Source organism: Klebsiella sp. B345 (genome assembly GCF_051131735.1).
Lineage (GTDB): Bacteria > Pseudomonadota > Gammaproteobacteria > Enterobacterales > Enterobacteriaceae > Klebsiella.
In genome coordinates this window covers 5,152,719-5,177,243 of the sequence record NZ_CP180443.1, presented here as the reverse complement: position 1 = coordinate 5,177,243, position 24,525 = coordinate 5,152,719, and the positions used below count along the sequence as shown (strand labels likewise).

The window sequence follows — 24,525 nt, the reverse complement described above, 5'->3', positions numbered from 1 at the left end:
CGCGCTCACGTTAACGCAACTGCTGCGATTTTGAAAGCGCTTACGGTGCTTGTCGAATTAGTAGAGTGAACCTTCACCCAGCGGACGTGTTTTGAAACGGCGGTGCACCCACAGATACTGCTCCGGTGCGCGCAGAATCTCTTTTTCGATGACTTTATTGATATAGCTGGCGGCATCCTGCTTATCTTCACCAGGATAATCGTTCAGCACATCACTGATATATAAGGTGTAGCCTTTTCTGTCGGCTTTGCGCACCATGCTGATGCTCAGCATCTTCGCCCCTGACAGACGAGAGAGCACATAGGTACCGTTAGTGGTAGCCGCCTGAGGGACAGAGAAGAACGGAGCAAACACGCTGCCTTTCGGGCCGTAGTCTTGATCGGGGGCAAACCACACCGCTTCACCGGCTTTCAGCGCATGCACCAGGCCAGATAAATTACGACGATCGATCATCGCTTTATTCGAACGCAGCCGTCCGCGGGTCTGTACCCACTCCATCAGCGGGCTGTTGTGCGGACGATAGGTCGCCATCATTGGCCGACACAGGCCCATAGTGCGACCGCCAAGTTCCAGCGACATAAAATGCACGCCAACCACCATCACGCCCTGCCCGGCACTCAGCGCCTTGCTAAGATTCTCGAAGCCTTCAACGTCAAACCATTTTTTAACCCGCTCGTCGCTCCAGAACCAGGCCATGCCGGTTTCGATAAGCCCCATACCCAGCGACATGAAGTTCTGTTCAATCATTTTTTCCCGCGCTTCGGCGGACATGTCCGGGAAGCACAGTTCCAGGTTACGCCGGGCAATATGCTCCCGACGCTTGAGAAAACGGCGTGAGGCCTTACCCGCGCTGGTACCAATAGTATGAAGAAGTGGATAGGGTAATTGCACGATTAACCAGAGTATGGCGAGGCCAAACCAGGTCCCCCAGTTGCGAGGGTGCAGTAGACTTTTATTAAAAGCGCAAGGCATGATTTTTCCTGTAAACGTCTATAAATGGGGTAACGCTTAAGGAAAAAACGAAGTCCCTTCATCAGTCGTTAGGCGGTACGTATAGCAACTTTGACAATAGTAATCCGGCTAAATTCACTCGGGCAAGTAAAAAACGCCGCTGGCGTGAAAAAAGCATAATAACGCCACAACTGTAACAGAATGTAAAATAAAAAAGAAGCGTTGATTACAATTATTTACCGTGGGAATACTTTTTACGCTAATTATACTGTTAAGCTGATTGCACATTATTAAATCAAACAAATGTCTACAGTGACTGTTCCCTGCTACAGCCCCCGCCATCACTGGCTAAATGATGGTCAGCACCTGCCGTCAGCGCTATCGATGTGTACGTTTTTTAAAACAATAAAGGCTGCCGGCATTCGCTTGATAAAAATAGTGGTTCATTATTGCCGTCAATAATAACATTCGAACATTACATGTTGCATAACCTTTTCATTCCTTTTTTATCTATGAAATAAGAATCCCCTCAATTTTATAAATTTTGCTAATGCTTTTTACTCTCACTAAATAAACGTTCCGTTACTCGATTATAACGAATAATTATCGTTCTTTACCCTAAACCAGTGATGATGCCCTGCTGACGCTGCCCTTCATGGTCTGATACACCGAATGCGAGACAATTCATCAATCGCAACAATCACTTATTGAAATTATTGCCCGTTAGCGCCATTTTAGCTGCATTTCAATTGTAATGAGAACCATTCTCATATTAACATAAACCTTATTGATAACTTGCTTCGAACCCGGTCATGTCTCAGCTTTCCGCCACCAGCACACCTTTGACGCTTGCGTCGCTTTACCAGGCCCATCACGGTTGGCTGAAAACCTGGCTTACCCGGAAGCTGCAATCTGCCCATGATGCTGACGACGTTGCGCAGGATACATTCTTACGCGTAATGGGTGGCGATGCGCTCGCCACTATCCGCGATCCAAAATCCTTCCTCTGTACCGTGGCTAAACGGGTGATGATCGATCTGTTCCGCCGTAACGCACTGGAACGCGCCTGGCTGGAGATGATGGCCCAGTTACCTGAAGAGCTGGCCCCTTCCCCGGAATTACAACAAAGCCAGCTGGAAACCTTGCAACAGATCGATGCCATGCTCGATGGTCTGAGCAGCAAAGCCCGCGAGGCTTTTTTGCTGTCGCAGCTTGAAGGCCTGACCTACGCTGAGATTGCGGTTCGGCTGGGAGTCTCCGTCAGCTCTATCAAAAAATATATCGCCAGAGCAACCGAACACTGCCTGCTTTTCCGCCTGGAGAATGGCCTGTGAACACGTCATTAACCGAGTCCCGTCGTCAGGCGCTACGTTCAGCTTCACAGTGGTACGCGGTGTTGAGCGATGGCCGGGCCAATCCTCAGCAGGAGGCGCGCTGGCAGCAGTGGTATGAACAGGATCGCGACCACCAGTGGGCGTGGCAACAGGTGGAAAATCTGCGCCAGCAGATGGGACAACTGCCCGGCACGCTTGCCAGCCGCACCCTCAACGACAGTCGCCTGACCCGCCGTCAGGTACTAAAAGGTGTGATGCTGCTGATTGCCGGCGGCAGCGGCTGGCAGATCTGGAACAGCGAGCTGGCCACCGGGTTCCGTGCGGATTACCGTACAGCCAAAGGCATGCCGCTGCGCCATACCCTCGATGATGGCACCTTGCTCACGCTGAATACCGACAGCGCCGCCGACGTCCGCTTTGACGCCAGCCAGCGTCTGGTCCAGTTGCGCTACGGCGAAATTGCCATTACCACCGCGCACGATAAACAGCAGCGACCGTTTCGCGTGCAGACTCGCGATGGTTTACTCACCGCTCTGGGGACCGAGTTTATCGTCCGCCAGTTTTCCGCTGAAACACGCCTGACGGTGCAGCAGCACGCGGTAGAGGTTGTCTTGCCCAACGGCCTGAACACCATTATCCACGCCGGTGAAAGCCTGCACTTTACCCGCGAGAGTTTCTCCCCTCTGCAGCCGGTAAACCACAGCGAAGAGAGCTGGACTGAAGGAGTGCTCAGCTTCCGCGACCGGCCGCTACGCGAAGTTATTGCCACTCTCTCGCGCTATCGGCCCGGCATTCTACGCTGCGATCCTGCGGTCGGCGATTTACGGCTGAGCGGCACCTTCCCACTGGGTAATACCGACGCGATTTTGCACATCATCGCCCAAACGCTCCCGGTGAAACTGCAGTTCGCCACCCGCTACTGGGTCACCGTTATCGCCGCCTGAGAAAAAAAATACAAAAAATTCTCATTCTCCATTGTCCCTTTTCATCTTCTCGTACGACTTAACAGATGAAGACAACCAAAAACGATCATGGAGAACACATGACGCCTTTCCGCGTTTTACGCAAACCGATGCCTCTGGTGATGGCCATCCGTTTAAGCTTGCTGCCGCTCGCGGCGCTGACCGTGGCACCAGCATTTGCCGCCGCCCAGTTTGACATTGCCGCCGGGGATTTAGACAACGCACTGAGCCAATACGCCGCGCGCAGTGGCATCGCCTTATCGGCAGATGCCAACCTGACGCGAGGAAAACACAGCAACGGACTGCACGGCAGCTATGACGTCGAAGACGGTCTGCAAACCCTGCTCGACGGCAGCGGCCTGCAGCTGAAATCGTTGGGCAATAATGCCTGGACCCTCGAGCCCGCGCCTGTCAGCACGGAATCGACGCTGACGGTGGTCGGCGACTGGCTGGGCGACGCCCGGGAAAATGATGTGTTTGAACACGCCGGCGCCCGCGACGTTATCCGTCGGGAAGATTTCGCCAAAACCGGTGCCACCACCATGCGCGAGGTGCTGAACCGCATCCCTGGCGTTAACGCCCCGGAAAACAACGGTACCGGCAGCCACGATCTGGCGATGAACTTTGGTATTCGTGGGCTCAACCCGCGCCTTGCCAGCCGCTCCACGGTACTGATGGACGGTATTCCGGTTCCGTTCGCCCCTTACGGCCAGCCGCAGCTGTCGCTGGCCCCGGTGTCGCTCGGTAACATGGATGCTATCGATGTGGTACGCGGCGGCGGCGCGGTGCGCTACGGGCCGCAGAGCGTCGGTGGCGTGGTGAACTTCGTGACCCGCGCCATTCCACAGGATTTTGGTATGGAGGCCGGTGTTGAAGGTCAGCTCAGCCCGACCTCTTCGCAAAACAATCCGAAGGAGACGCACAACCTGATGATCGGCGGCACCGCGGATAACGGTTTCGGCAGTGCCCTGCTTTATTCCGGCACCCGCGGCAGCGACTGGCGCGAACACAGCGCCACCCGCATCGATGACGTGATGCTGAAAAGCAAATATGCACCAAACGAGGTGCATACCTTTAACAGCCTGCTGCAATACTACGACGGCGAAGCGGATATGCCCGGCGGCCTCTCCCGCGCCGACTATAACGCCGACCGCTGGCAGTCCACTCGCCCTTATGACCGTTTCTGGGGCCGCCGTCAGCTCGCCAGTCTCGGCTATCAGTATCAGCCGGATGCCCAGCATAAATTTAATATTCAGGGTTTCTACACCCACACCCTGCGCAGCGGCTATCTGGAGCAAGGAAAGCGTACCACCCTCTCCCCGCGCGAATACTGGGTACGCGGCATCGAGCCACGCTACAGCCAGAGCTTTATGATTGGCCCTTCCGCCCATGAAGTCGGCGTTGGTTACCGCTACGTGAATGAAGCCACTCACGAAATGCGCTACTACACCACTACCGCCAGTGGCGAACTGCCGACCACCGCCAGCCCGTACGATCGCGATACGCGTTCCGGCACCGAGGCGCACGCCTGGTACATCGACGATCGTGTTGATATTGGCAACTGGACCATCACCCCTGGTATGCGCTTTGAACACATCGAATCCTACCAGGACAATAACCTGAAAGGTACTCACGAGCAGGTCAGCTACAACGCACCGCTGCCGGCCCTGAACGTGCTGTATCACCTCAACGACAGCTGGAATCTCTATGCCAACACAGAAGGATCGTTCGGAACCGTACAGTACAGCCAAATTGGCAAGGCTGTGCAAAGCGGCAATGTGGAGCCGGAAAAAGCCCGCACCTGGGAGCTCGGTACCCGCTACGACAACGGCGCGTTAAGCGCCGAAATGGGGCTGTTCCTGATTAACTTTAATAATCAGTATGACTCCAACCAGACCAACGATACCGTAACCGCCCGCGGCAAAACCCGACACAGCGGCCTGGAAACCCAGACGCGCTACGATCTTGGGGATCTCAACCCGCGTCTGGAAAACCTGTCGGTCTACGCTAGCTACGCCTACGTCAACGCCGTCATCCGGGAAAAGGGCGACACCTACGGCAACCAGGTACCGTTCTCACCGAAGCATAAAGGGACTCTCGGTGTGGACTACCAACCGGGCCACTGGACCTTCAACCTCAATAGCGAGTTCCAGTCCAGCCAGTATGCGGATAACGCCAATACCGTGGAAGAGAGCGCCGACGGCAGCACCGGGCGGATCCCCGGCTATATGCTGTGGGGCGCGCGCGTCGGCTACGATTTTGGCCCACAGATGGCAAATCTCAACCTCGCGCTGGGGGTGAAAAACCTCTTCGATCACGACTATTACACCCGCTCTTACGACGATAACAACAAAGGCATTTATGCCGGTCAGCCGCGCACGGTGTATCTGCAGGGGTCAATGAAGTTCTGACCCACCGCCCGCGGCGCCGTGATATTACGGCGCTGCGGGCGGTTTTTTGCTTGCCCGGCTTCCGCCGGGCCTTGTCATTTACAGGAGCACCTATGCCGTACGTTTTGCGTCTTTTCATCGCCATGCTGCTGGTGTTCAGCGGCCCGGTTTTTGCCGTCACGGTTCAGGATGAACATGGAACCGTAACCTTCAATAATGTGCCTCAGCGTATCGTGGTGCTGGAGCTCTCCTTCGCCGATGCGCTGGCGGCGGTGGATGTCTCCCCCGTCGGCATTGCCGATGATAACGACCCGTCGCGTATTTTGCCGGAAGTCCGTGCGCACCTGAAAACGTGGCAGTCGGTCGGCACACGCGCGCAGCCCTCGCTGGAAGCCATCAGCGCCCTGCGCCCGGACCTGATCATTGCCGACAGCAGCCGCCACCGCGGCATCTATGACGCGCTGCGGCAAATTGCCCCGGTGCTGTTGCTGAAATCCCGCAATGAAACCTACGAAGAGAACCTGCATGCAGCCGCCATTATCGGTAAGGTGATTGGTAAAGACGCAGCCATGGCCCAGCGTCTGACGCTGCACCATCAGCGGATGGCCGATTTTGCTCGCCAGCTACCGGCGGGGGCAAACGTCCTGTTTGGCACCTCCCGCGAGCAGCAGTTTACGCTGCACTCCCGCGACACCTATACCGGTAGCGTGCTGGTTGCGCTGGGGCTAAACGTCCCACAGGCCATCAACGGCGCACCGATGACCACCATTAACCTCGAGCAACTGCTGGCGATTAACCCGCAGTGGCTGTTGGTGGCCCACTATCGGGCGGAAAGCATCGTGCGTAAATGGCAGCAGGACCCGCTGTGGCAAATGCTACAGGCGCAGCAACTGCATCAGGTCGTCGCCGTGGACAGCAACAGCTGGGCGCGGATGCGCGGCATTTTTGCCGCCGAACGCATTGCCAGCGACATAGTAAAAATTGTTCACCACCAGGCGGTTGACGTGCAGCAATGAAGCTTTCTCGTGGTGCCCTGTTGAGTTGGCTTGCGCCGCTACTGATACTGGCCGGCCTGTTCTGGCTGAGCCTGTTTTGCTATTCCGCGATCCCGATTACGCCGCAGGATGCGCTGCGCGCGCTACTCGCTCCCGATTCACCCTCCCTGCCCCAGGCGCTGGTGTTGAATATTCGGCTGCCGCGCAGCCTGGTCGCGCTGTTGCTGGGTGGAAGCCTGGCGCTGTGCGGCACCCTGCTGCAAACGCTAACCCACAACCCAATGGCCTCGCCGTCGCTGCTCGGTATTAATAGCGGCGCAGCGCTGGCGATGTCCCTGACCAGCGCACTCAGCCCGGTGCCATTGGCCGGCTATTCGCTGGCATTTATTGCGGCCTGCGGCGGAGGTGTCAGCTGGCTGCTGGTGATGACCGCCGGTGGCGGCTGGCGTCATGAGCTGGATCGCAACCGCCTGATTCTGGCCGGGATCGCACTGTCGGCGCTATGTATGGCGCTGACCCGCATCACACTCCTGCTGTCAGAAGATCATGCCTACGGCATTTTATACTGGCTGGCCGGGGGCGTATCGCATGTGCGCTGGGCGGAATTCTGGCAGATGTTTCCCTTTGCACTGCTGATTATTCCGCTGGTCTGCCTCTTCGCCCATTCATTGAACTTGCTCAACGTCAGCGATACCGCCGCCCATTCGCTGGGCATAAATCTTCCGCGTCTGCGGCTGCTCATTCACGCGGCGGTGCTGCTGTTGACCGGTGCCTGCGTGAGCGTTGCCGGCCCGGTGGCGTTTATTGGCCTGCTGATACCGCACCTGGCCCGCCTGTGGGTCGGTCACGATCACCGGGTGCTGCTTCCGATGAGCGCTGTGCTCGGGGCGATGTTTATGCTGCTGGCCGATGTGGTTGCCCGCGCCCTGGCCTGGCCCGGCGAACTACCGGCAGGGGTAGTGCTGGCGCTGGCTGGCGCACCCTGCTTTGTCTGGCTGGTCAGGAGGCGGGGATGAAACGACGACTGTTCAGCCTGCTGTTGTTGCTGGTTATCTTCACCGTTCTGTCGCTGCGAATGGGGGCGATTGCCCTGCCCTGGCATGCCCTGCTAGACGGCTGGCGCAGCGACAGCGAGTACCATTATGTCCTCACGCAGTATCGCCTGCCGCGCGTGGTGCTGGCGCTGATTATCGGCGCGGCGCTGGCCGTCTCAGGGGTACTTATTCAGGGGATAGTGCGCAATCCGCTGACCTCACCGGATATTCTTGGTGTTAATCATGCAGCCAGTCTGACCTCGGTTGCAGCACTCGCTTTCCTGCCGTCGCTGCCGCTGCTGTGGCTGCCGATGCTGGCTTTTGTCGGCGGCATGACGGCCATGCTGGTACTGATTGTCCTGGCGGGTTTCGCTCGCCCGATGCGCCTGGCGTTAACCGGAGTCGCGCTCTCCGCGTGCTGGGCCAGCATCACCGATTACCTGCTGCTGTCACAGCCTCAGGAGATTAACAACGCGCTGTTATGGCTGACGGGGAGTTTATGGGCACGTGATAGCGCGTTCGTCATGGTGGCCCTACCGGTTCTGGCCGTATTGCTGCCGCTGAGCCTGCTGTTGAGTCGCGACCTCGACCTGCTGGCGCTGGGCAACGAACGCGCCGGAACTCTGGGAGTTAATATCAGCAGGCTCAACGGCTACGGCCTGACGCTGGCAGTGGCGCTGGCCTCGGTGAGCGTCGCGGTGTGCGGCCCCATTGCCTTTGTCAGCCTGGTGGTGCCGCATCTTGTCCGACGCCTGGCCGGGGGAAGCCATCGCTATGTGCTGCCCCTTTCCGCCCTGGTGGGCGGGCTGGTTCTACTGCTGGCCGATCTGCTGGCGCGGACGATTCATCCCCCGATGGAGCTTCCGGCCGGGGTATTAACCGCCATTATCGGCGCCCCGTGGTTTATCTGGTTACTGGTGAGAATGCGCTAAATGGAACTAAGAACGGAAAATCTGCATGCCGGGTATGGCGAAAAACAGATCCTTAACGGACTCAATCTGACGCTCCCTGGCGGGAAAATCACCGCCCTGCTGGGGCCAAATGGCTGCGGTAAATCGACGCTACTAAAGTGTTTTTCGCGCTTACTGACCCCGACAACAGGCAAAATATGGCTGGATGAACAGCCGCTGACAACCTTAAGCTCCCGGCAACTGGCTCGCCATCTGGCACTACTACCCCAGCAACATCTGGTGCCTGAGGGGATCACCGTCCGTGAACTGGTCGGCTATGGTCGTAGCCCGTGGTTGCCGCTGTGGGGACGGCTCTCGGAGAGCGATCGGCGTCTTGTCAGCGACGCCCTCGAGCAAACCGGCATGGCATCGTTTGCAGAACATCAGCTCAGCGCATTGTCAGGCGGCCAGCGGCAGCGGGCGTTTCTGGCGCTGATCCTCGCCCAGGATACCCCGCTGGTGTTGCTGGATGAGCCGACCACCTGGCTGGATATCAACCACCAGGTTGAACTGATGAAGCTGATGCGCCAATTGCAGCAGGCAGGTAAAACCGTCGTCACCGTACTGCACGACCTGAATCAGGCCAGCCGTTACTGCGATCATCTGGTGGTGCTGAACAGCGGCAAAGTGCAAGCCCAGGGTTCGCCCGAAGTCGTCCTGACGCCCGCCATGCTGCGCGACGTTTTCAGCCTGGATGCCGAAGTCCACCCCGACCCGATTTCCCAGCACCCAATGTGCGTGGTGAAATAACCAGCTGGTGTCGCCCGGTCATGCTAATTATCCGTGTGAACCACGAAGAATCTGAAATGGCTATTCTCTATGCAGCGATCGCCAGTTCTGTTCTAAAATAGCTAAGGGCTTATGGTGAAAATAGATATGTATCAAAGTGACGCTAAATTAATACCACGGCCCCTCGCCGTTTATTTTCTTTTTATGGACAAAATGATTAACTAGCGGCCTTCACAGATTTTCGCCATGACACGCGTTTTGGCACAATGCGCGTCGGTATTGGGCGTGGGTGAAAAGATACACACTCTGGTATTCACTCATTTGGCCATTTCATCCTGCACAACAGCGACGTTATCAGGATACTGACAACCAGAATCAAGCTATTTTTCCGGGGCCCGCGAAGGGAGCAAAACGATGCGTCTCGCCTTAAAATCAGCGTTAATGCTCACCACGCGCGTTATCCAGGTGATCAACCCGGCATTGCAGCTGCATATGCAACGTACGGCCTTAATTGCCCTTGAACTGTCGCTGGCATTAAAATTGCCGCGTCCACAGCAGCAAACTATCTTCTGTGCCGCATTGCTTCATGATATCGGGGTTCTCGGTGACAAACGGGTCGTCACTACCCTCAATGATATTGATAATATCGAAGATCCCCACCAGCACCGGGGGGCTGAGATGCTTGAAGGATTAGCCTCGCTTGCGCCGCTGCTGCCGATCGTTCGCCACCATCATTTTAGCCCTGACCATAAAGGGAGCCTGGAAGAGCACATCGTCTTTTTTGCCGATGCGTTTGAACGGCTGTTATCCACCAGCAATATCACCACCGACCAGCGACCTGGCGCGATCGTCGATACCTTCCGCGCCTTGTATTATCAGATTGACCCCATGCTCTGTCACACCCTGTGTCAACTTGCAGAGAAAGAGCATTTCTGGCTGCACCTTCATCCCGGGCATATCCAGCGGATGCTGGAAATCATCGGTCCGATTAACGAGCTGTACATCGATATTGATGGCCTGAAAGATATTTGCTTATTGATTGCCAAAATTGTCGATACCTACAGCAGTTTCACCGCCAGCCACAGCATTATGGTTGGGGAAATATCCCACCGGCTCGCTACCTGTATGCAGTTGCCAGAAATTGAGTGTAAAAAAATCGAAGTAGCGGGTTATCTGCACGATATCGGTAAAATTTATATCCCGCTGGCGATTCTGGAAAAACAGGGCCAGCTAACAGGCGATGAACTCCTGCAGGTTCGTGAACATAGCTATATGACTGGTGCCATTCTCAGCGCCTTTAGCGAACTCGGTGAAATCATAAACTGGGCCTCTAACCATCATGAAAAACTCGATGGCAGTGGCTACCCCCTGCACCTGAGTGCGGATTACCTGCATCTGCCTGACCGAATCATCGCCGTTGCCGATATTTTCACCGCGCTGACGGAAGACCGTCCCTACCGCGTCGCCATGTGCTACCAGGATGCGTTACAGCTGATCGAAAATGATGTTATAAAGGGCGCGCTGGATAAGGATGTCTTCTGCACCTTACGCCAGCATGCTGGCGCTCTGCATCGTAATATTATCAGTAAGCAGCGCCGCTAATCCCCTGCCCGAGAGTGGACGGGTCGGGGGTCTATAATAAATAGAATCATTTATTCATCTGCACGCAAGGAATACACCGGTGAGAATCGCCACCATGACCAACTGGGCGTACGGGATCACCGTGTGTCTGACTATTACCTCCGGCATTGCCATGCTGATGGCTTCAAACGCGGAGAAAAGCGAACGCCAGGCCGTTCAACAAAGGCAACAATTCGATCGCTTAACCGAAGCGGTGGAAACCGACACCTGGGCCCTCTCTGACCTCGCCCGCGCGTTCGTCATCAACAAAGATCCGGAAGTGCTGCAAGAATATCGGCAGAAAGCGCAAGCGCTCACCACCATCGAGCAGCGCCTGACAAAGCTGAAAGATCATGGCGCTACCGCCCAGGAACTCGCGTTGTTGCGCGAGGGGCTACATATTGCCGATGAGCTTCAGGACGAGCAGCAAAGCGCGCTTGCCAGTATCGATCGGGGGGCAGATAAAGAAGCGATCAACCTGCTCTACGGCCACACCTTTGAACAGGAGTTGGATCGGGTGCAGACCCAGATCGATCATTTCCGCTTGATGCTCGAAGGGCGGGCCAACAACGCTATCGCCGAGGCGACGGAAAAATCGCATACCTGGCGTACCTTATCAGAAGTGATGGTCGCACTGACGGCATTGATGTTTCTGTTTGTCCTTGGCTTTATCCTGCAACGACGGGTGTTGTATCCGGTCGTGCGCTTAAGTGATGTGGTGCAGCGCCTTGCCTCACAGGATTACGCCGTCGAAGCGCCTCAGTTTTCTCAGATCGATGAAATTGGCGATATGGCGCAGGCGATTCGCATCTTCCGTGAAAATGGTCTGGCGCGTCAGCGTCTTGAGCAAGAGCGCGATGCCGATTGGGCCATCAGAGAACTTCTTGCCCGTATGACACAACGTTTACAGGGCTGTGAATCTTTCGACGATGTGGTTAAGGTCGCAGAGCTGTTTGCCCCAAACGTAGCGCCAGGGATCCCCGGGAGACTGTATATTCTGGAGACCGATCCCTGGCAGTTGCGCTGTGCTGCGCAGTGGCTTTCTCCGCCAGATGAACCTGAAATGTTCTATCCCGACAACTGCTGGGCAGTGCGGCGTGGCCAGAGTCATCCTCCGGTTAACGGTGAGCCTGATGTCGCCTGCGACCACCTGCATGCATCGTCTGTCGGCCAGTCGCTGTGCGTACCGTTGATTGCCCAGGGGGAAGCCATCGGCCTGCTCACGTTTAGTAAAGTGACGGCTGAATCCGCTCCGTCTCGCGCCTATCTGGAAGTGATGGCCGAAGCGCTGGGCCTGGCACTGGCAAACCAGCGCCTGCGCAGCGCGCTGTTGGAAAAAGCGCTGTTCGACTCGCTCACCGGGCTGCGCAACCGTCACCATCTGGATGATGCCCTGCATACGCAAATCAGCCTCGCGGTGAACAACCATACCCCGTTGAGCTGCCTGATGATCGATATCGATCATTTCAAAGCGATCAACGATCAATACGGCCATGAAGCCGGCGATCTGGTGATCAAAAATGTCGCCGCAATTATTCAACGTGAAGTCCGCGATATCGGCATGGCGTTCCGCTATGGCGGCGAGGAATTTTTGGTGCTGCTGGGCGGCAGCAATGAAGAGTCAGCCCGGGCCTGCGCGCAGGAGATTTATAACCAGGTGCGCAGCCTGACCTTGCGCTATGGTCCGACCGATCTTGGACAGGTGGACGTCTCCATTGGCATTGCCAGTTTCCCGCAGCATACCCAGAGCGATAGTCTGCTGCGGGCCGCCGATGCGGCACTGTACCGGGCCAAAGAACAGGGGCGCTCCCGAATCGTCAGCTTCGGCATGTTGAAAGCGGGATAACGGCCGGACGGCGATAAGGTGTTTATCGCTGTTTTAACAGATGGGTGGCAATGCCCCATTTCACCAGAGAGAGTGTCCCTTCGGCATAGTTGAGAATCGAGTAGCTGCCGTTGGGATGGGCATAGTGTTGAAAGCGTTCGGGGCCCGCGTGGTTCAGGCAGGAGATAGCTGCCTGAATCACATGCCCGTGGGACACCACGCAGACGCAGTGGTCGGCCGACTCGCCAGTTGCCAGCAGCGCCGCCAGGGTTCTGCTGGCCGCAGCCGCAAGAGACTCTCCGTGCAGCGGCGTCACATCAGGATCAGCGGAATAGATACGCTCAAACAAGCGTTGCTCGTCCGGGTTTAGCTGGGGGTAACTTTTCCCCTCCAGCACGCCAAATCCCCGTTCATTCAACCGGGCATCAAGACGCGTAGGGCAGGAAAAATGGTCGGCGAGCTGTCTGGCCGCCGCCACGGCACGGCCAGAGGGGGATGAGACGATCCGCTCAATTTTTTCATCAGCCAGTGCGCCAATCAGCGCCGCAATTTGACCGCGTCCGCGCTCGGTGACCGGGCTATCAAGCTGGCCCTGGAGACGATTGACGCGATTCCATTCCGTTTCGCCATGTCTGACCAACAGGATTTTCATTGGCTTTGCTGATGTGCCCCGTTAGCGGCTACTCATTGCCCCACTGATTGAGGAAGTTCGCGATCTCATCGATACGCGCTGCATCAATGGTCGCTTCAAGGGCCATCTCATGCTGTGCCGCCTCGTCGATCTCTTCGTTATTCATTAGCCGGGTGAGCAGCAACTGAAAGTAACGCGCCAGGGAATCACGTTCCGTCTCACTGACCGGGTTGGCGGTTTCCGTCGAATACTCGTCAACGATGTCATAATATTTGAGTGGTATTTCATTATTCATAACTAGCCCCTGGTTTATTACCGGTGTGCATGACAGCCTTTATTATCGGGCGTCGATCATAGCATTCCTGTTAGTTTTTTTCTGCGCTCTCTGCAACACCAGGCCTGCACGCGCTGACGTATCAGACATCGAACAGCCTCTGCGCCAGACTAACGACAACGGTATTTCGCCCCTTGCGTTTGGCTTCGTACAGCGCGAGATCCGCTTTACGCAGGACGGTGTAAACATCATTCCCATTGTCATTGAATCCCGCGACCCCCAGCGAAATAGTGACCTTTTCGCCATGCGGGAAGTCGGCATTTTCGATCGCGGCACGGATACGTTCGGCCACCTCAGCAGCCTCGTCCACGCCGGTATCCGGCAGCAGGATGATAAATTCTTCACCACCAAAGCGGCTGACAATCTGCCCGCGAGTGGCGAGCTGGCGTAAGGTTTCACTGAATGTCACCAGTACCGCATCGCCGCCATCATGCCCATACTGGTCATTGATGGTTTTAAAGTGGTCGATATCAATGGCGATGATGCACTGCTCCGCCGACGGGTTGAACTGCTTAAGCAGCGCGTTGAAACCCCGGCGATTGTACAACCCGGTCAGCGGGTCGGTCATGGTTTCATCGCTGAGGGCATTGACCCTGCGGGTCATGGTCTGCAGATGCAGGCTAAGGGCCTCTTTAAGACGCTCCGCCTCTTTGTACCACACTCTGATGTTCGCCAGTTTTTTCAGGGTGGCTTCGCTGTCGTCTGTTTGGGTAAACTCCGCCAGCTTCTCCAGAGGGGTGGATATTCTGGCCGCAAACAGCGTCACCACCGTGGCCGTCAGCAGGACGATCGCCAGGGTAAACCAGAAGGCATTGACCACCGTCTGCATCAGAATACGCGACACGCTTTCAGAGGCGCCCGAAATCACGACCTTCCAGTCGGCCTGCTTCAGGCTGGCATAACCGACCAGGCTGCCGCCGCGTTTATCATCGCCAAAAAAGTGCCCACTCTGTTCCCTGACGACCTGCTCCTGCAGGCCGGGGACCGACTGATAGCCACCCCCGACTAATTTCGGATCACGATTGAAGATTATCTTCCCGTCATTATTTATCACACTGACATCGGTGGATTTGTCATAAAAATGCATGCTGAGGATGTCACTGAGCATGCTTTCTTTTTGCAGATAAATACTGCCGCCAATAAATCCGATGTACTCGCCGGCCTGGTTAAATAATGGCTGAGAAACAAACACCACATAGTTACCGGCGGCCGAAATGAACGGCTCAGAGATAAACAGTTTCTTTTCCGCAATGGCTTTCAGGCTGGCGTTAGAATGGAGTTTCACCCCTATCAGCTTCAGGCTTTCAGGGGATGCGGCGGCGATCACAGCGTTGGCGTTCACAATCACCACTGAGTTGAAAAAACCAGATTGCAACCGCAGTCGGTCTACTTCGTTTCTCAGGTATTGCGTATCGGTGAGGCCTTTTATCTGGCTCGCGCTGTAGCCCAGTTCGCGTTGTGCGGTCACCAGGTAGCGATCCGTGGTGTCGGCCAGTTTGCGGGCGTATGCAAGGTTATTCTCGAGTAACCGGTCTTCGATGTTACCCTTTTGGAAAAGCGTCAAGGCACTGAGCAGCAGCATAGATGTGAGCAGGATCCCTCCGACTGACAACATCAGCATCAGAGTGCGCAGATGCAATTTTTTCCTGAGCATAAGCCTTCACGGTCTTTAAAGTTTTCCTTATTTTATCAGCTTTTGTGCCGGGAACATAAACCGATATTATCGGCGCTCGGTACAAACCATCGCCAACCGGCCACCGTATTCACATTGTCCTTGTCGGATCACAGATTTCAGTGAAAGCCGTCATTTCGGGCGATAATCGCACGTATTTTCGATTATCGCCATTGACCACCTCTCTCTCGCCCTCCTATTGTCAGTACCGGTTTTGAGCCCATTACCCTACAGGTTAACGCCGAGCCCTGCGAGATGGTGCAAACCCGCGTCAGTCACCCTCTCTCTGAAAATGAATGACTGACGCCATCGCTCGTGGACTCATCACGACTGCAGCTCAAACACAACAAGAAACGCCATGCGCGCTGCCAACCAGGCCGCTATCCGACAGACCTGCCTGGCAGATAAAAACACCTGATATTGCAAGGAGCCTCCGGGTAATCCGGTAAACACACATGACTAAAATCACCCACTTTTTCACAGAACTGATGCGCCGTTATCTGCCCGACCCTTTTGTCTTTGCCATCCTGTTAACGTTGCTGACCATGGTGCTGGCTTTTGTGGTCGAAGGCCGTACGCCCTTTCAGACCACAATGGATTGGGGTAACGGTTTCTGGCAGCTATTAAGCTTCACCACACAAATGGCGGTGATTCTGGCCATGGGTTACGTTTTGGCAGCGGCCCCGCTGGTGGACCGTTTTCTGAATCGGATCGTCAGTCACGTTCACACCCCGCGCACGGCAATCATTGTTGCGACCCTGGTCGGCTCCATCGGTAGCTATCTCAACTGGGGATTCGGTCTGGTGATCGGCAGCATTATTGCCAAAAAGCTGGCCCGCAGTATTCCAGGCGTACACTACCCATTGATTATCGCGGCCGCGTACAGCGGATTCACTTTTTATGGGCTGGGATTTTCCGCCACCATCCCGCTGCTGATATCGACCCAGAGCCACGCTCTGGAAGCGCAAATGGGCATCATTTCATTGCGTGAAACGATATTTTCACTGCCGATGTTGCTGACCACCGCTGTGTTGCTCGTGACGCTGCCCCTGCTCAATGCGTCACTCCATCCGCGCAACGGGGAAAAGGTCGCCGAATACCACGAGCCAGAAGCGCAAGCCGCCCCCACAAGCAGTATGCATGACGACCTGGCGGGCCATACCACTTTCGCGGCGAAGCTAAACCACAGCAAGCTCACCAGCTACACCATCGGCACGGTGGGGATGGTGTATGTGGTCGGGCATTTCGTCAGCGGCGGCGTGCTGGACCTGAACATTATCAATTACTTCATTCTGTTCCTCGGTGTGATCCTGCTGGGGACGCCCCTCAACTATGTCGAAAAGCTCAACGAAGGTATCCGGACAATTGGCGGCATTATTCTGCAGTTTCCGTTTTATGCCGGGATCATGGCGATTATGGCGGCTTCAGGGTTGGTAAAAACCATTGCGGAACTGTTTGTCCAGATTTCAACGCCGGAGACATTGCCGTTTTGGGGGCTGATCAGCTCCTTCTTTATTAATTTCTTTGCCCCTTCCGGCGGCGGTCACTGGGTGGTGCAAGGGCCATTTATGATTGACGCGGCGCAGTCGATGCAGGCCTCTCTGGCCCAGACATCGATGTCCGTGATGTTGGGTAATGCCTGGAATGATCTGGTTCAACCGTTCTGGCTGCTGCCAGCCCTGGCCATTTCCAGACTGAAATTACAGAGCATTATGGGCTACACCGTGGTCATGATGATGTGGGTGGGGATCGTTTATATGGCGGCCATATTACTCTGGCCCCATCTGGGCTAACAACGGCGTAAACCGGTAGTCATCCAATAGTCATAATGAGCAGCAAACACGAGCGTCGCACCGCGCGTTCGTGTTTGTTGTTTGCCGCTGACGACTCATGAAGGCTTTTTACTTCCCCAAAATACGCTGTATTATATTGCGCAATAAAAACACAGGCGAACATAACGCGCGATTAACACGGAATAACATGACGAATAAACTCAGTGGCTACGTCTATATCCTCGAAGTTGCGGATATAGACTTACCGGTATGCAAAATTGGCATGACCACCAGAAACCCGGTTTCCCGCTGCCAGGAAATAAATAAAAGCTCTACCGGCGATTTTATTTGGTCCGTGGCCTATTCGTTTGCGGTTAATGACTGCCAAAAATTTGAGAGCCTGATTCATCACAAGCTAACGCCCTTACGCCAGAAGAGAAGAGAGTTTTTTAACCTCGGGGCTGATGATGCCTGTAAAGCAGTGGTGTCGATCCTGGAGTCTCAACAAGACATAACAATCATCACCCCCACCGATCCAGACACCTCAGCAGTACAGCGTCCTGAGCTGAAAACCAAAAAGAAAAAGAGCCCGCAACATACCTTCTCCAGCCGGCATGATGCAGCCGAGTACAGCGCCTTGCTGCAGTCTTTTTGCACCATTCTGGGAATAAAAGGCCGGCCTTTTGGCCAGCTGAATAAGCCGTATTTTGGTATGAGCGATGGCCATGAGGGCGTCCAGTGGAATATTTCTTTGCGGCCTCAGGAGAATATTGCCCGGGTCGGCGTAAATCTTGAAGGGTTAATGTACAATAACTGGCCTGTCTCCCGGCTTATCCAGTCAGAATTATCAACGCCCCGGCTGTTAAATGTTATCCAGGAACTGGGTTCTGCGAGTGAAGTGTCGATGACATTTGCGCGAGATGCCTGGCAGGTTGCCTCAAGACCTGACATCAAAGAGAAATATATCGGCGGCAAATCCTTTACGCTGAGCGAATTAACCGCAGAGCAATGGCAACGTGTATTAAAAGAGGCGCTGGAGTGCCTGGATAAAACTCACCATTATCAAAAACGCAACCAGCAGGATGTCACCGTTATCAAAAAAGACGGCGACCATCAGGTGCGGACCATGCAAGTGTCACCTCATTTAACCATCTGGTCATCATTTGCCTTAAATAATGCTGATGAACAGACGCTCCGGGACCAGATTAACCAACTGGGTGCGATTTATCGCTGGATGAACCAGGTAAGCTAACGCTTCCCCACGTTACTCCAGCAGTTTATCGATGACCGGTCGTAGCGCGCGGATTAACTCAGCAGGCGAAGCCGGTTCTGATTGCCGTGCCCAGGCATTCTGAAACTCAGCGATTTCCACGCCGACCACCCTGGACTCTGCCAGCACCGCGCAGGCCTGTTGCAGATCGCAAAGCCCCATGCCGCCCGGATGGTTATAGTCGGTCGGCACAATCCCCGGTTCAAGCACGTCGCAATCCAGATGCATATAGACGGGACGCTGGTTAATGGCCTCGCGTAATCGTTCAAGGTAACCGGCGGCGAAGGGAATACAGGTGATGGCCTGCTCAGCGATCAGCTGTTTTTCAAAGGGATCGAGATCGCGCTGCCCGACGAGAATAATCGACCCCAGCGCCAGACCGTCACCGAGCCCGGACTGCCACAGGCCAGCCGGGCCTGATAACGCTAATCCCCCCAGATATCCCGACGCGCTGGATGCCGGCGTGTTGAGGTCGGCATGCGCATCAAACCAGACCACGCAGGCCTCGGGATGGTGCTGCGCCACCACCGGCAGGGTCGCCAGCGAAACCGCGCAGCGGCTGGTGGCGGCGAGCGAACGCCCGCCAGCGGCGTAGATAGCCGTCATATGGTTTTGCATCTCTTTTAATACCGGTAAAGCCGCCTGGAGTTCGGTCGACCAGTCTCGGTTCAGCGCCGGTTCCGGCTCACCAATCCCAACCGGCGGTAAATCCGTGATGCGGGAGAGACAATCTGCCAGCGAACGGGCCCCCGGCATCGCCAGATCGTTATGGTCGCCCGCCCGTCCCTGAAAACAGGTAAGTGTTGTCGTCATTATGCCGTCCTGTGTTGTCAGATATTCACCGCAGACAGGTTGATGAATATTTCAAAGTAAGGCAAATTAATTAAAATAAAGATGCGTAAGTTTTGCTTAATATGAAATTAAATTACTCGTTCTTAGAGACGTTTATGGAAATCATCCGCTGCGGCAGTTTTGATATGGCGTCCAGAAAGTTGCATATCACCCCTTCCGCCGTAAGCCAGAGAATTCGCGCGCTTGAGGAAGAGATTGGCCAGGTGCTCATCGTCAGAGGCAGCCCGTGCCGGCCAACACAATCGGGGACAGAACTGTACCGTTATGCGGAAAAAATAGAGTTTCTGGAAAATGACTTTTTCTCCGTTCAGGAAAAAAAGCATCAGGGTAAAGCCGTGGTAGCAGTGAATGCCGACTCCGTTGACGGCTGGTTTTTAACCGCCATTTCCAGCGCTTTTCACGAACATGGCATCGTGGTGGATGTCAGAATCGAAGATCAGGATTTTTCCGCCTCATTGCTCCAGAGCGGTGAAGTGATGGCTGCCGTAAGCGCCGATGACGCCCTGCTTCAGGGATGCAAAGTGGAGTATCTCGGCACCATGAAATATAAAGCCTACGCCTCTCCCGAGTATTATCAGGACTATTTTCGCAACGGCGTCAGTGAAGCCGCATTAAGAAATGCACCGGTGATTATGTTTAATCATAAGGATGATCTGCAGAACAAATTTATTCAGACCTTGTACTCTTCGGATATGACGCCGCCCTCGCAATTTATCCCTTCGACCTCCGCGTATCTTTTGGCCGTTTCACGCGGGCTGGGCTGGGGAATGCTCCCGGAACATCTCTCAGCCCCGCTGTGTGAACAAGGGCGCCTGGTCGACATCGCCGGGGATCATTGCGTCGATACTCGCCTGTACTGGCATCGCTGGAGCCTGAAACTCACGTTATTAGAACAGCTGAGCGAGTGCGTGCACGCTGCCGCCCGACAGGAACTGCATGTCTAGCTCTCGTCAGGCCTGCGTAAGTTCACGCAGTACGCTGAGTAAGTGCTGCGTAGATTGTTCGTTATCGCTCTGGCGATAAGCCAGACCTAATTCTCGCCATAGTGCTGGATTTAAGGCGCGAGTGACGATGCGGCTATCCCCGGAAGCAGGCGTCCCCGACTCCAGTGGTAACAAGGTCGCGCCATACCCGGCCCCCACCAGGCTTTTGATCGCATCGTTGTAATCGAGCGTGATCCGCGGCGTGGGTCGATGGCCCGAATCAGCAAACCAGTTCCCGGTCAGTTGCGATAAATGGGTGCCCGAGCCGTTCAAAATCAAGGGTTTTTCGCTCAACCACGCAGGTGTCACTACATCTGGCGTCTGCCAGTTTTCCGGCAGGAAAGCGACCACCGGATCGCGACGCCACGCATCAATATTCAGACCGGCACAGCGCGGTTGCGGCAGCGCCACAATACCGATATCCAGCGCCCCGGACTTCAGTTGTTCAAGGGTCTGCTGCGACGTAAGCACGGCGATATGGACATCGATACCGGGGTGCGACTGCGCCAGTTTTTCAATCACCCGCGGCAGCAGGTTGGCGATGGCGCCGGTTGAAGCACCAAATCTGACGCGCCCGATCAACCCTTTAGCCTGGCGCGAGATATCCTCAAGCACATAGGCAGCGTCCGCCAGCAAGCGGCGGGCATGGGTGACCAGATTTTCCCCAATGGCCGTGGGTCTGACATTTCCGCGAGTACGTGACAGCAGTTTCGCCCCCACCCGCTGCTCCAGTTCAGAAATATGCAGGCTGACCGTCGGCGGCGACAGGTGCAGCCGTTGGGCGGCCTCGTTGAACGACCCGGTCTCGGCAATGGTCATCAGGGTGCGGAGCTGATCGAGGTTGATCTCACGCATGCACGTACCTCAGGAAAACTGAATTTGACGTTAGAGTAATTCAACTTTACCAATTCTTAAAGCGGGCACAACATCATGGTTTTCACCGACACCCCGATCACAGGAGAGAACGATGACCCAGCTGTTTATTGATGGCGAGCAGGGTACTACAGGCTTGCAAATCCACGATCGTCTGCGCCACCGTTCAGACATCACCCTCATGACGCTCCCGGTTTCGCAGCGTAAAGACAAGCACCTGCGGGCTGAGATGTTGAACAGCTGCGATATTGCGATCCTCTGTCTACCGGATGAAGCGGCGCGCGAGTCGGTAGCGATGATTGAGAACCCGCATGTCCGGGTGATCGATGCCAGTTCAGCGCACCGGGTCACCCCCGGCTGGGCCTATGGTTTCCCGGAGCTGAGCGCCGACCAGGCGGATCGCATCAGGGCGTCAAAACGGGTGACCAATCCCGGCTGTTATCCTACCGGTGCGATTGGTCTGCTGTTCCCGCTGGTGAACGCCGGACTGCTGCCCGCCGATTACCCGGTCAGCATTCATGCGGTTTCCGGCTATTCCGGCGGTGGCCGGGCGGCGGTGGATAGTTACGAAAGCAAGGACGCTGCCGGGCCAACGTTTCAGGTGTATGGCCTGGGCCTGAAGCATAAACACGTGCCGGAAATCGCGCGTTACGCCGGGCTCTCTGCCCCGCCCTTCTTCCTGCCCGCCTACGGCGCCTATCGCCAGGGGATCGTCCTGAGCGTGCCGTTGCAACGGCACCTGCTGGCAAAAAACGCCGATGCCCCCACGATACATGCCTGCCTCACGCAGCATTACCGCGAGAGCCGCCACGTCAGGGTGCTGGAATCCTTTAGCGCCGACGACGCGCAGCGCCTCAATCCTGAACGATTGAATGGCACCAACGACATGGAATTAGGCGTTTTTTCAAACCCCGACAACGGGCAAATACTGCTGACCGCGGTCTTCGATAACCTGGGTAAAGGAGCCTCCGGCGCCGCCGTGCAGAATCTGGATCTGATGCTTGAGGCTCGCTGAGAATGCAGTGAGATTGACGTACCAGCACGCTTGCTTTTAATAACCACTCCGTACATATAATTGAAAATATTACGTTCGACCCGTGACTCAGTTAGAAGTAACTGTGACCGCATCCTCTGCTGCCGGTTTTGGTCTGGTTTCGCCAAACTGGGCGGGGGCAATCCTGTCGTTTATCGCGCTCGGATTAGCGTTTCTCGCATGGCTAAGCGCCCGTAAAGGATTTGCTCTGCGAGCGAGTTCATGTTGATGACTGAATATTGACAGCTGATTTAAGGCTGTCTGGCAAAACAAGACGTCCGCTACGTGCCAAAAGCTGAAGTGACTTTTGTCACAGTGCGTTTTGTTTATGACACGATAGCTTTGAATGCTCTTTTCGCTGATTTGCCTGAGCAAAGTGCAATTCCGCAGATAATCAGTAGCGCGCTAACCAGATGATATAAATGTAATGGTTCACTGAGAAACATCACGCTGAATAAACCACCACTCAGCGGGATGAAATGGGAAAACACTTCTCCACGCGTCGCACCAATCGCCTGAATGCCTTTATTCCACAACAAATACGAGAGCCACGACGGAAAAATAATCAGGTACAGCAGACCAATAACCAAACCGCTGTGACTAAATTCGGCAAGCGCCGGAATGCCATTTTTTGCCATAGAGAAAATCAATATTGGAAGAAGCACTACAGCACCGATCGTCGCGCTAACGGCCACAAACGCATTACCCCCTACTTCACGAGGTTTAAGACGCAGAAACGCGCAATATACCGCCCAGCTTGCTGCCGAGCCCATCGTCCACAGATCGCCACGATTAAGATGCTTTAGGATATCCAGATGCCATAAATCCCCCTGCATCACCAGCCAGACCACACCGAAAGAACTGATAATAACCCCAGCGATATTCTGAGCTGTTATTTTTTCTTTGAAAATGGTTTTATTGATCAATAAAACCAATGCCGGAGTCGTAGACAAATAAATGGCAGCATTAAACGACGAGGTATATTGCAGACCAATGTACAGAGTCAGTGGAAAAAGCACCTGCCCAAACAAAGCCAGGAAAGTAATTATGTGAAAAGAACGCTGCATAGCGTTCCATTGTTCACGAATCTGCCTGTGGTAGAGCGCTACCAGCAACATGGCAGTGAATGTCCAGCGAGCAGAGGATAATAGAACAGGATCGACAAGACTGACTAACAGATGGCCTACCACATAATTCCCACCCCAAAAGCACGCGGCGAGAGTGAGTAATAAATAAGGCATAACCACACCCCTCAATAATACAATTTTGTTCCCGGAACATTACCGCGAAGAAAATGGAGATGCTAATATAAAGTTTTGTCCAAATGGTATCGTTTTAAACTATGAAGTTTACTCTCAGGCAACTTGAATTTTACATCGCCTTAGCAGAAACATTGCAAGTTTCTAAAGCTGCCAGTCGTTGTCACGTTTCGCAGTCTTCCATGACAGTCGCGTTACGGAATCTGGAAGAGGCACTTAATGCACAGCTCTTTCTGCGTCAGCCAAAAGGGATCCGACTCACTTTGTCCGGGGAACGTTTTCTGACGCATGCCCGCACGATCATCAGCAACAGCCACATCGCCCTGGAGGATTTGCATCGCCAACCGGAAACGACGGCCGGAAAAGTGCGAATAGGGATAGCCCAGACGCTCTCGGCATACCTACTACCGGAAATGCTTAGTGAGATTGAAAACCGTTTTCCCTTACTGGAAATCGACTATTTCGAGGCCACGGCACCTGACCTACTGACCGCTCTGCGCCAGCAGCAGGTTGATTTTTGTCTACTACTCACTTCAAACATTGAGCGCGACAGCAACCTTGAGGTCGAAACCATTATTCGATCGCTGCGCCAGTTGTGGATCGCCCCGGGACATGCTTTGCTGAGTCAGTCTGTTATCCGCCTACGGGATATCGAGAAGCTGCCCTTTTTGATGCTCGAAACCGACCAATATCCCACGGTGATCACCCAAGTCTGGCAGCACGCCGGCTATCAGCCCAGCATCCACTTCCGCAGTAACTCCTTTGAAGCTGTTCGCAGCCTCGTCGCCCAGGGCAACGGTATCACCATCTTATCCGACCTGGTCTACCGCCCCTGGTCGCTAAACGGTCAGCGTGTCATTCGCCGGACGATTGAGGACTGCATCACCTACATGGACGTCGGCGTGGTCACCAACACCGGACAACAACTGTCAGTTCCGGCTCAGCGATTAAGGGATTTTCTACGTACGCTGATTGTGAGACTTGAGGGTAAGAGCTAAGTGCGTTGTCAAAAATCGGTTCAGGGAAACTAAAGAATGAATAGCTACAGCTTCGGTA

General features: G+C 54.9%; 21 protein-coding genes. 14 read left to right on the top strand and 7 right to left on the bottom strand.

Annotated features, from left to right (window positions below; genetic code table 11):
• Positions 1-57: 57 nt before the first annotated feature.
• Positions 58-972: a kdo(2)-lipid IV(A) palmitoleoyltransferase gene (lpxP, locus tag ACMYSO_RS24270; protein WP_434585338.1), complete on the bottom strand. Its 915-nt coding sequence runs from the start codon at positions 970-972 to the stop codon at positions 58-60.
• A 791-nt stretch (positions 973-1,763) separates the two neighbouring features.
• Between lpxP and fecI the strand changes: the two genes are divergently transcribed.
• From fecI to ACMYSO_RS24225, 9 genes are all read left to right on the top strand, one after another.
• Positions 1,764-2,285, top strand: a complete 522-nt coding sequence (gene fecI / locus ACMYSO_RS24265) for a ferric citrate uptake sigma factor FecI (protein WP_434668589.1) — start codon at positions 1,764-1,766, stop codon at positions 2,283-2,285.
• Positions 2,282-3,229 carry a ferric citrate uptake sigma factor regulator FecR gene (fecR, locus tag ACMYSO_RS24260; protein WP_434668588.1) on the top strand — a complete coding sequence of 316 codons (948 nt, stop codon included), beginning with the start codon at positions 2,282-2,284 and terminating at the stop codon, positions 3,227-3,229. Before fecI ends, fecR begins: the two co-directional genes overlap by 4 nt.
• Before the next feature lie 98 nt (positions 3,230-3,327).
• Positions 3,328-5,658, top strand: a complete 2,331-nt coding sequence (gene fecA / locus ACMYSO_RS24255; protein WP_434668587.1) for a TonB-dependent Fe(3+) dicitrate receptor FecA — start codon at positions 3,328-3,330, stop codon at positions 5,656-5,658.
• Positions 5,659-5,750: 92 nt separating this feature from the next.
• The gene (locus ACMYSO_RS24250; RefSeq protein ID WP_434668586.1) at positions 5,751-6,653 is read left to right on the top strand and encodes a Fe(3+) dicitrate ABC transporter substrate-binding protein FecB; all 903 of its coding nucleotides are present in this window, start codon (positions 5,751-5,753) and stop codon (positions 6,651-6,653) included.
• Positions 6,650-7,648 (top strand): iron-dicitrate ABC transporter permease FecC, encoded by a 999-nt coding sequence (gene fecC, locus ACMYSO_RS24245; protein WP_434668585.1) that lies wholly within the window; start codon positions 6,650-6,652, stop codon positions 7,646-7,648. The genes ACMYSO_RS24250 and fecC overlap by 4 nt, the downstream gene beginning before the upstream one ends.
• Before the next feature lie 17 nt (positions 7,649-7,665).
• Complete coding sequence (fecD, locus tag ACMYSO_RS24240) at positions 7,666-8,598, top strand: Fe(3+) dicitrate ABC transporter permease subunit FecD (protein ID WP_434670871.1); 933 nt, start codon at positions 7,666-7,668, stop codon at positions 8,596-8,598.
• Positions 8,599-9,366: a Fe(3+) dicitrate ABC transporter ATP-binding protein FecE gene (fecE, locus tag ACMYSO_RS24235; protein WP_434668584.1), complete on the top strand. Its 768-nt coding sequence runs from the start codon at positions 8,599-8,601 to the stop codon at positions 9,364-9,366. It begins immediately after the preceding gene.
• 393 nt (positions 9,367-9,759) lie between these two features.
• Positions 9,760-10,947: an HD domain-containing phosphohydrolase gene (locus ACMYSO_RS24230; protein WP_434668583.1), complete on the top strand. Its 1,188-nt coding sequence runs from the start codon at positions 9,760-9,762 to the stop codon at positions 10,945-10,947.
• A gap of 79 nt (positions 10,948-11,026) precedes the next feature.
• Positions 11,027-12,811, top strand: coding sequence for a diguanylate cyclase (locus tag ACMYSO_RS24225; protein WP_434668582.1), 1,785 nt, complete (start codon positions 11,027-11,029; stop codon positions 12,809-12,811).
• Positions 12,812-12,833: 22 nt separating this feature from the next.
• Here ACMYSO_RS24225 and ACMYSO_RS24220 read toward each other — a convergent pair whose 3' ends face one another.
• The 3 genes from ACMYSO_RS24220 to ACMYSO_RS24210 form a co-directional block, all read right to left on the bottom strand.
• Positions 12,834-13,442, bottom strand: a complete 609-nt coding sequence (locus tag ACMYSO_RS24220) for a histidine phosphatase family protein (protein ID WP_434668581.1) — start codon at positions 13,440-13,442, stop codon at positions 12,834-12,836.
• 28 nt (positions 13,443-13,470) lie between these two features.
• Positions 13,471-13,716: a DUF2543 family protein gene (locus tag ACMYSO_RS24215; protein ID WP_434585351.1), complete on the bottom strand. Its 246-nt coding sequence runs from the start codon at positions 13,714-13,716 to the stop codon at positions 13,471-13,473.
• 121 nt (positions 13,717-13,837) lie between these two features.
• Entirely contained in the window at positions 13,838-15,409 is a 1,572-nt protein-coding gene (locus tag ACMYSO_RS24210; RefSeq protein ID WP_434668580.1) for a sensor domain-containing diguanylate cyclase, read from the bottom strand.
• Between the two features lie 473 nt (positions 15,410-15,882).
• Between ACMYSO_RS24210 and ACMYSO_RS24205 the strand changes: the two genes are divergently transcribed.
• Both ACMYSO_RS24205 and ACMYSO_RS24200 read left to right on the top strand, forming a co-directional pair.
• A complete protein-coding gene (locus ACMYSO_RS24205; RefSeq protein WP_434668579.1) occupies positions 15,883-17,220 on the top strand; it encodes a short-chain fatty acid transporter in 1,338 nt (445 codons plus the stop codon).
• Between the two features lie 187 nt (positions 17,221-17,407).
• Positions 17,408-18,451 (top strand): GIY-YIG nuclease family protein, encoded by a 1,044-nt coding sequence (locus ACMYSO_RS24200; RefSeq protein WP_434668578.1) that lies wholly within the window; start codon positions 17,408-17,410, stop codon positions 18,449-18,451.
• Positions 18,452-18,463: 12 nt separating this feature from the next.
• On the opposite strand, the gene ACMYSO_RS24195 is transcribed toward ACMYSO_RS24200, so the two are convergent.
• On the bottom strand, positions 18,464-19,282 hold the full coding sequence (locus ACMYSO_RS24195) for an arginase family protein (RefSeq protein WP_434668577.1): 819 nt from the start codon (positions 19,280-19,282) through the stop codon (positions 18,464-18,466).
• A gap of 101 nt (positions 19,283-19,383) precedes the next feature.
• On the opposite strand from ACMYSO_RS24195, the gene ACMYSO_RS24190 reads away from it, so the two are divergent.
• Positions 19,384-20,265 carry a LysR family transcriptional regulator ArgP gene (locus ACMYSO_RS24190; RefSeq protein ID WP_434668576.1) on the top strand — a complete coding sequence of 294 codons (882 nt, stop codon included), beginning with the start codon at positions 19,384-19,386 and terminating at the stop codon, positions 20,263-20,265.
• A 6-nt stretch (positions 20,266-20,271) separates the two neighbouring features.
• Here the strand turns inward: ACMYSO_RS24190 and ACMYSO_RS24185 are convergent, their stop codons facing one another.
• Positions 20,272-21,159: a LysR family transcriptional regulator gene (locus tag ACMYSO_RS24185; RefSeq protein WP_434668575.1), complete on the bottom strand. Its 888-nt coding sequence runs from the start codon at positions 21,157-21,159 to the stop codon at positions 20,272-20,274.
• Positions 21,160-21,271: 112 nt separating this feature from the next.
• On the opposite strand from ACMYSO_RS24185, the gene argC reads away from it, so the two are divergent.
• Positions 21,272-22,192, top strand: a complete 921-nt coding sequence (gene argC / locus ACMYSO_RS24180) for an N-acetyl-gamma-glutamyl-phosphate reductase (RefSeq protein ID WP_434668574.1) — start codon at positions 21,272-21,274, stop codon at positions 22,190-22,192.
• 344 nt (positions 22,193-22,536) lie between these two features.
• Here the strand turns inward: argC and ACMYSO_RS24175 are convergent, their stop codons facing one another.
• Positions 22,537-23,451, bottom strand: a complete 915-nt coding sequence (locus tag ACMYSO_RS24175) for a DMT family transporter (protein WP_434668573.1) — start codon at positions 23,449-23,451, stop codon at positions 22,537-22,539.
• A 101-nt stretch (positions 23,452-23,552) separates the two neighbouring features.
• Between ACMYSO_RS24175 and ACMYSO_RS24170 the strand changes: the two genes are divergently transcribed.
• Positions 23,553-24,467 (top strand): LysR family transcriptional regulator, encoded by a 915-nt coding sequence (locus ACMYSO_RS24170; RefSeq protein WP_434668572.1) that lies wholly within the window; start codon positions 23,553-23,555, stop codon positions 24,465-24,467.
• Positions 24,468-24,525: the final 58 nt, after the last annotated feature.

Bases quoted from the DNA above. Each gene is read 5' to 3' on its own strand.
- lpxP (WP_434585338.1), bottom strand. From the start codon at position 972: ATGCCTTGCGCTTTTAATAAAAGTCTACTGCACCCTCGCAACTGGGGG.
- fecI (WP_434668589.1), top strand. From the start codon at position 1,764: ATGTCTCAGCTTTCCGCCACCAGCACACCTTTGACGCTTGCGTCGCTT.
- fecA (WP_434668587.1), top strand. From the start codon at position 3,328: ATGACGCCTTTCCGCGTTTTACGCAAACCGATGCCTCTGGTGATGGCC.
- ACMYSO_RS24250 (WP_434668586.1), top strand. From the start codon at position 5,751: ATGCCGTACGTTTTGCGTCTTTTCATCGCCATGCTGCTGGTGTTCAGC.
- fecC (WP_434668585.1), top strand. From the start codon at position 6,650: ATGAAGCTTTCTCGTGGTGCCCTGTTGAGTTGGCTTGCGCCGCTACTG.
- fecE (WP_434668584.1), top strand. From the start codon at position 8,599: ATGGAACTAAGAACGGAAAATCTGCATGCCGGGTATGGCGAAAAACAG.
- ACMYSO_RS24230 (WP_434668583.1), top strand. From the start codon at position 9,760: ATGCGTCTCGCCTTAAAATCAGCGTTAATGCTCACCACGCGCGTTATC.
- ACMYSO_RS24220 (WP_434668581.1), bottom strand. From the start codon at position 13,442: ATGAAAATCCTGTTGGTCAGACATGGCGAAACGGAATGGAATCGCGTC.
- ACMYSO_RS24215 (WP_434585351.1), bottom strand. From the start codon at position 13,716: ATGAATAATGAAATACCACTCAAATATTATGACATCGTTGACGAGTAT.
- ACMYSO_RS24210 (WP_434668580.1), bottom strand. From the start codon at position 15,409: ATGCTCAGGAAAAAATTGCATCTGCGCACTCTGATGCTGATGTTGTCA.
- ACMYSO_RS24205 (WP_434668579.1), top strand. From the start codon at position 15,883: ATGACTAAAATCACCCACTTTTTCACAGAACTGATGCGCCGTTATCTG.
- ACMYSO_RS24200 (WP_434668578.1), top strand. From the start codon at position 17,408: ATGACGAATAAACTCAGTGGCTACGTCTATATCCTCGAAGTTGCGGAT.
- ACMYSO_RS24195 (WP_434668577.1), bottom strand. From the start codon at position 19,282: ATGACGACAACACTTACCTGTTTTCAGGGACGGGCGGGCGACCATAAC.
- ACMYSO_RS24190 (WP_434668576.1), top strand. From the start codon at position 19,384: ATGAAATTAAATTACTCGTTCTTAGAGACGTTTATGGAAATCATCCGC.
- ACMYSO_RS24185 (WP_434668575.1), bottom strand. From the start codon at position 21,159: ATGCGTGAGATCAACCTCGATCAGCTCCGCACCCTGATGACCATTGCC.
- argC (WP_434668574.1), top strand. From the start codon at position 21,272: ATGACCCAGCTGTTTATTGATGGCGAGCAGGGTACTACAGGCTTGCAA.
- ACMYSO_RS24175 (WP_434668573.1), bottom strand. From the start codon at position 23,451: ATGCCTTATTTATTACTCACTCTCGCCGCGTGCTTTTGGGGTGGGAAT.
- ACMYSO_RS24170 (WP_434668572.1), top strand. From the start codon at position 23,553: ATGAAGTTTACTCTCAGGCAACTTGAATTTTACATCGCCTTAGCAGAA.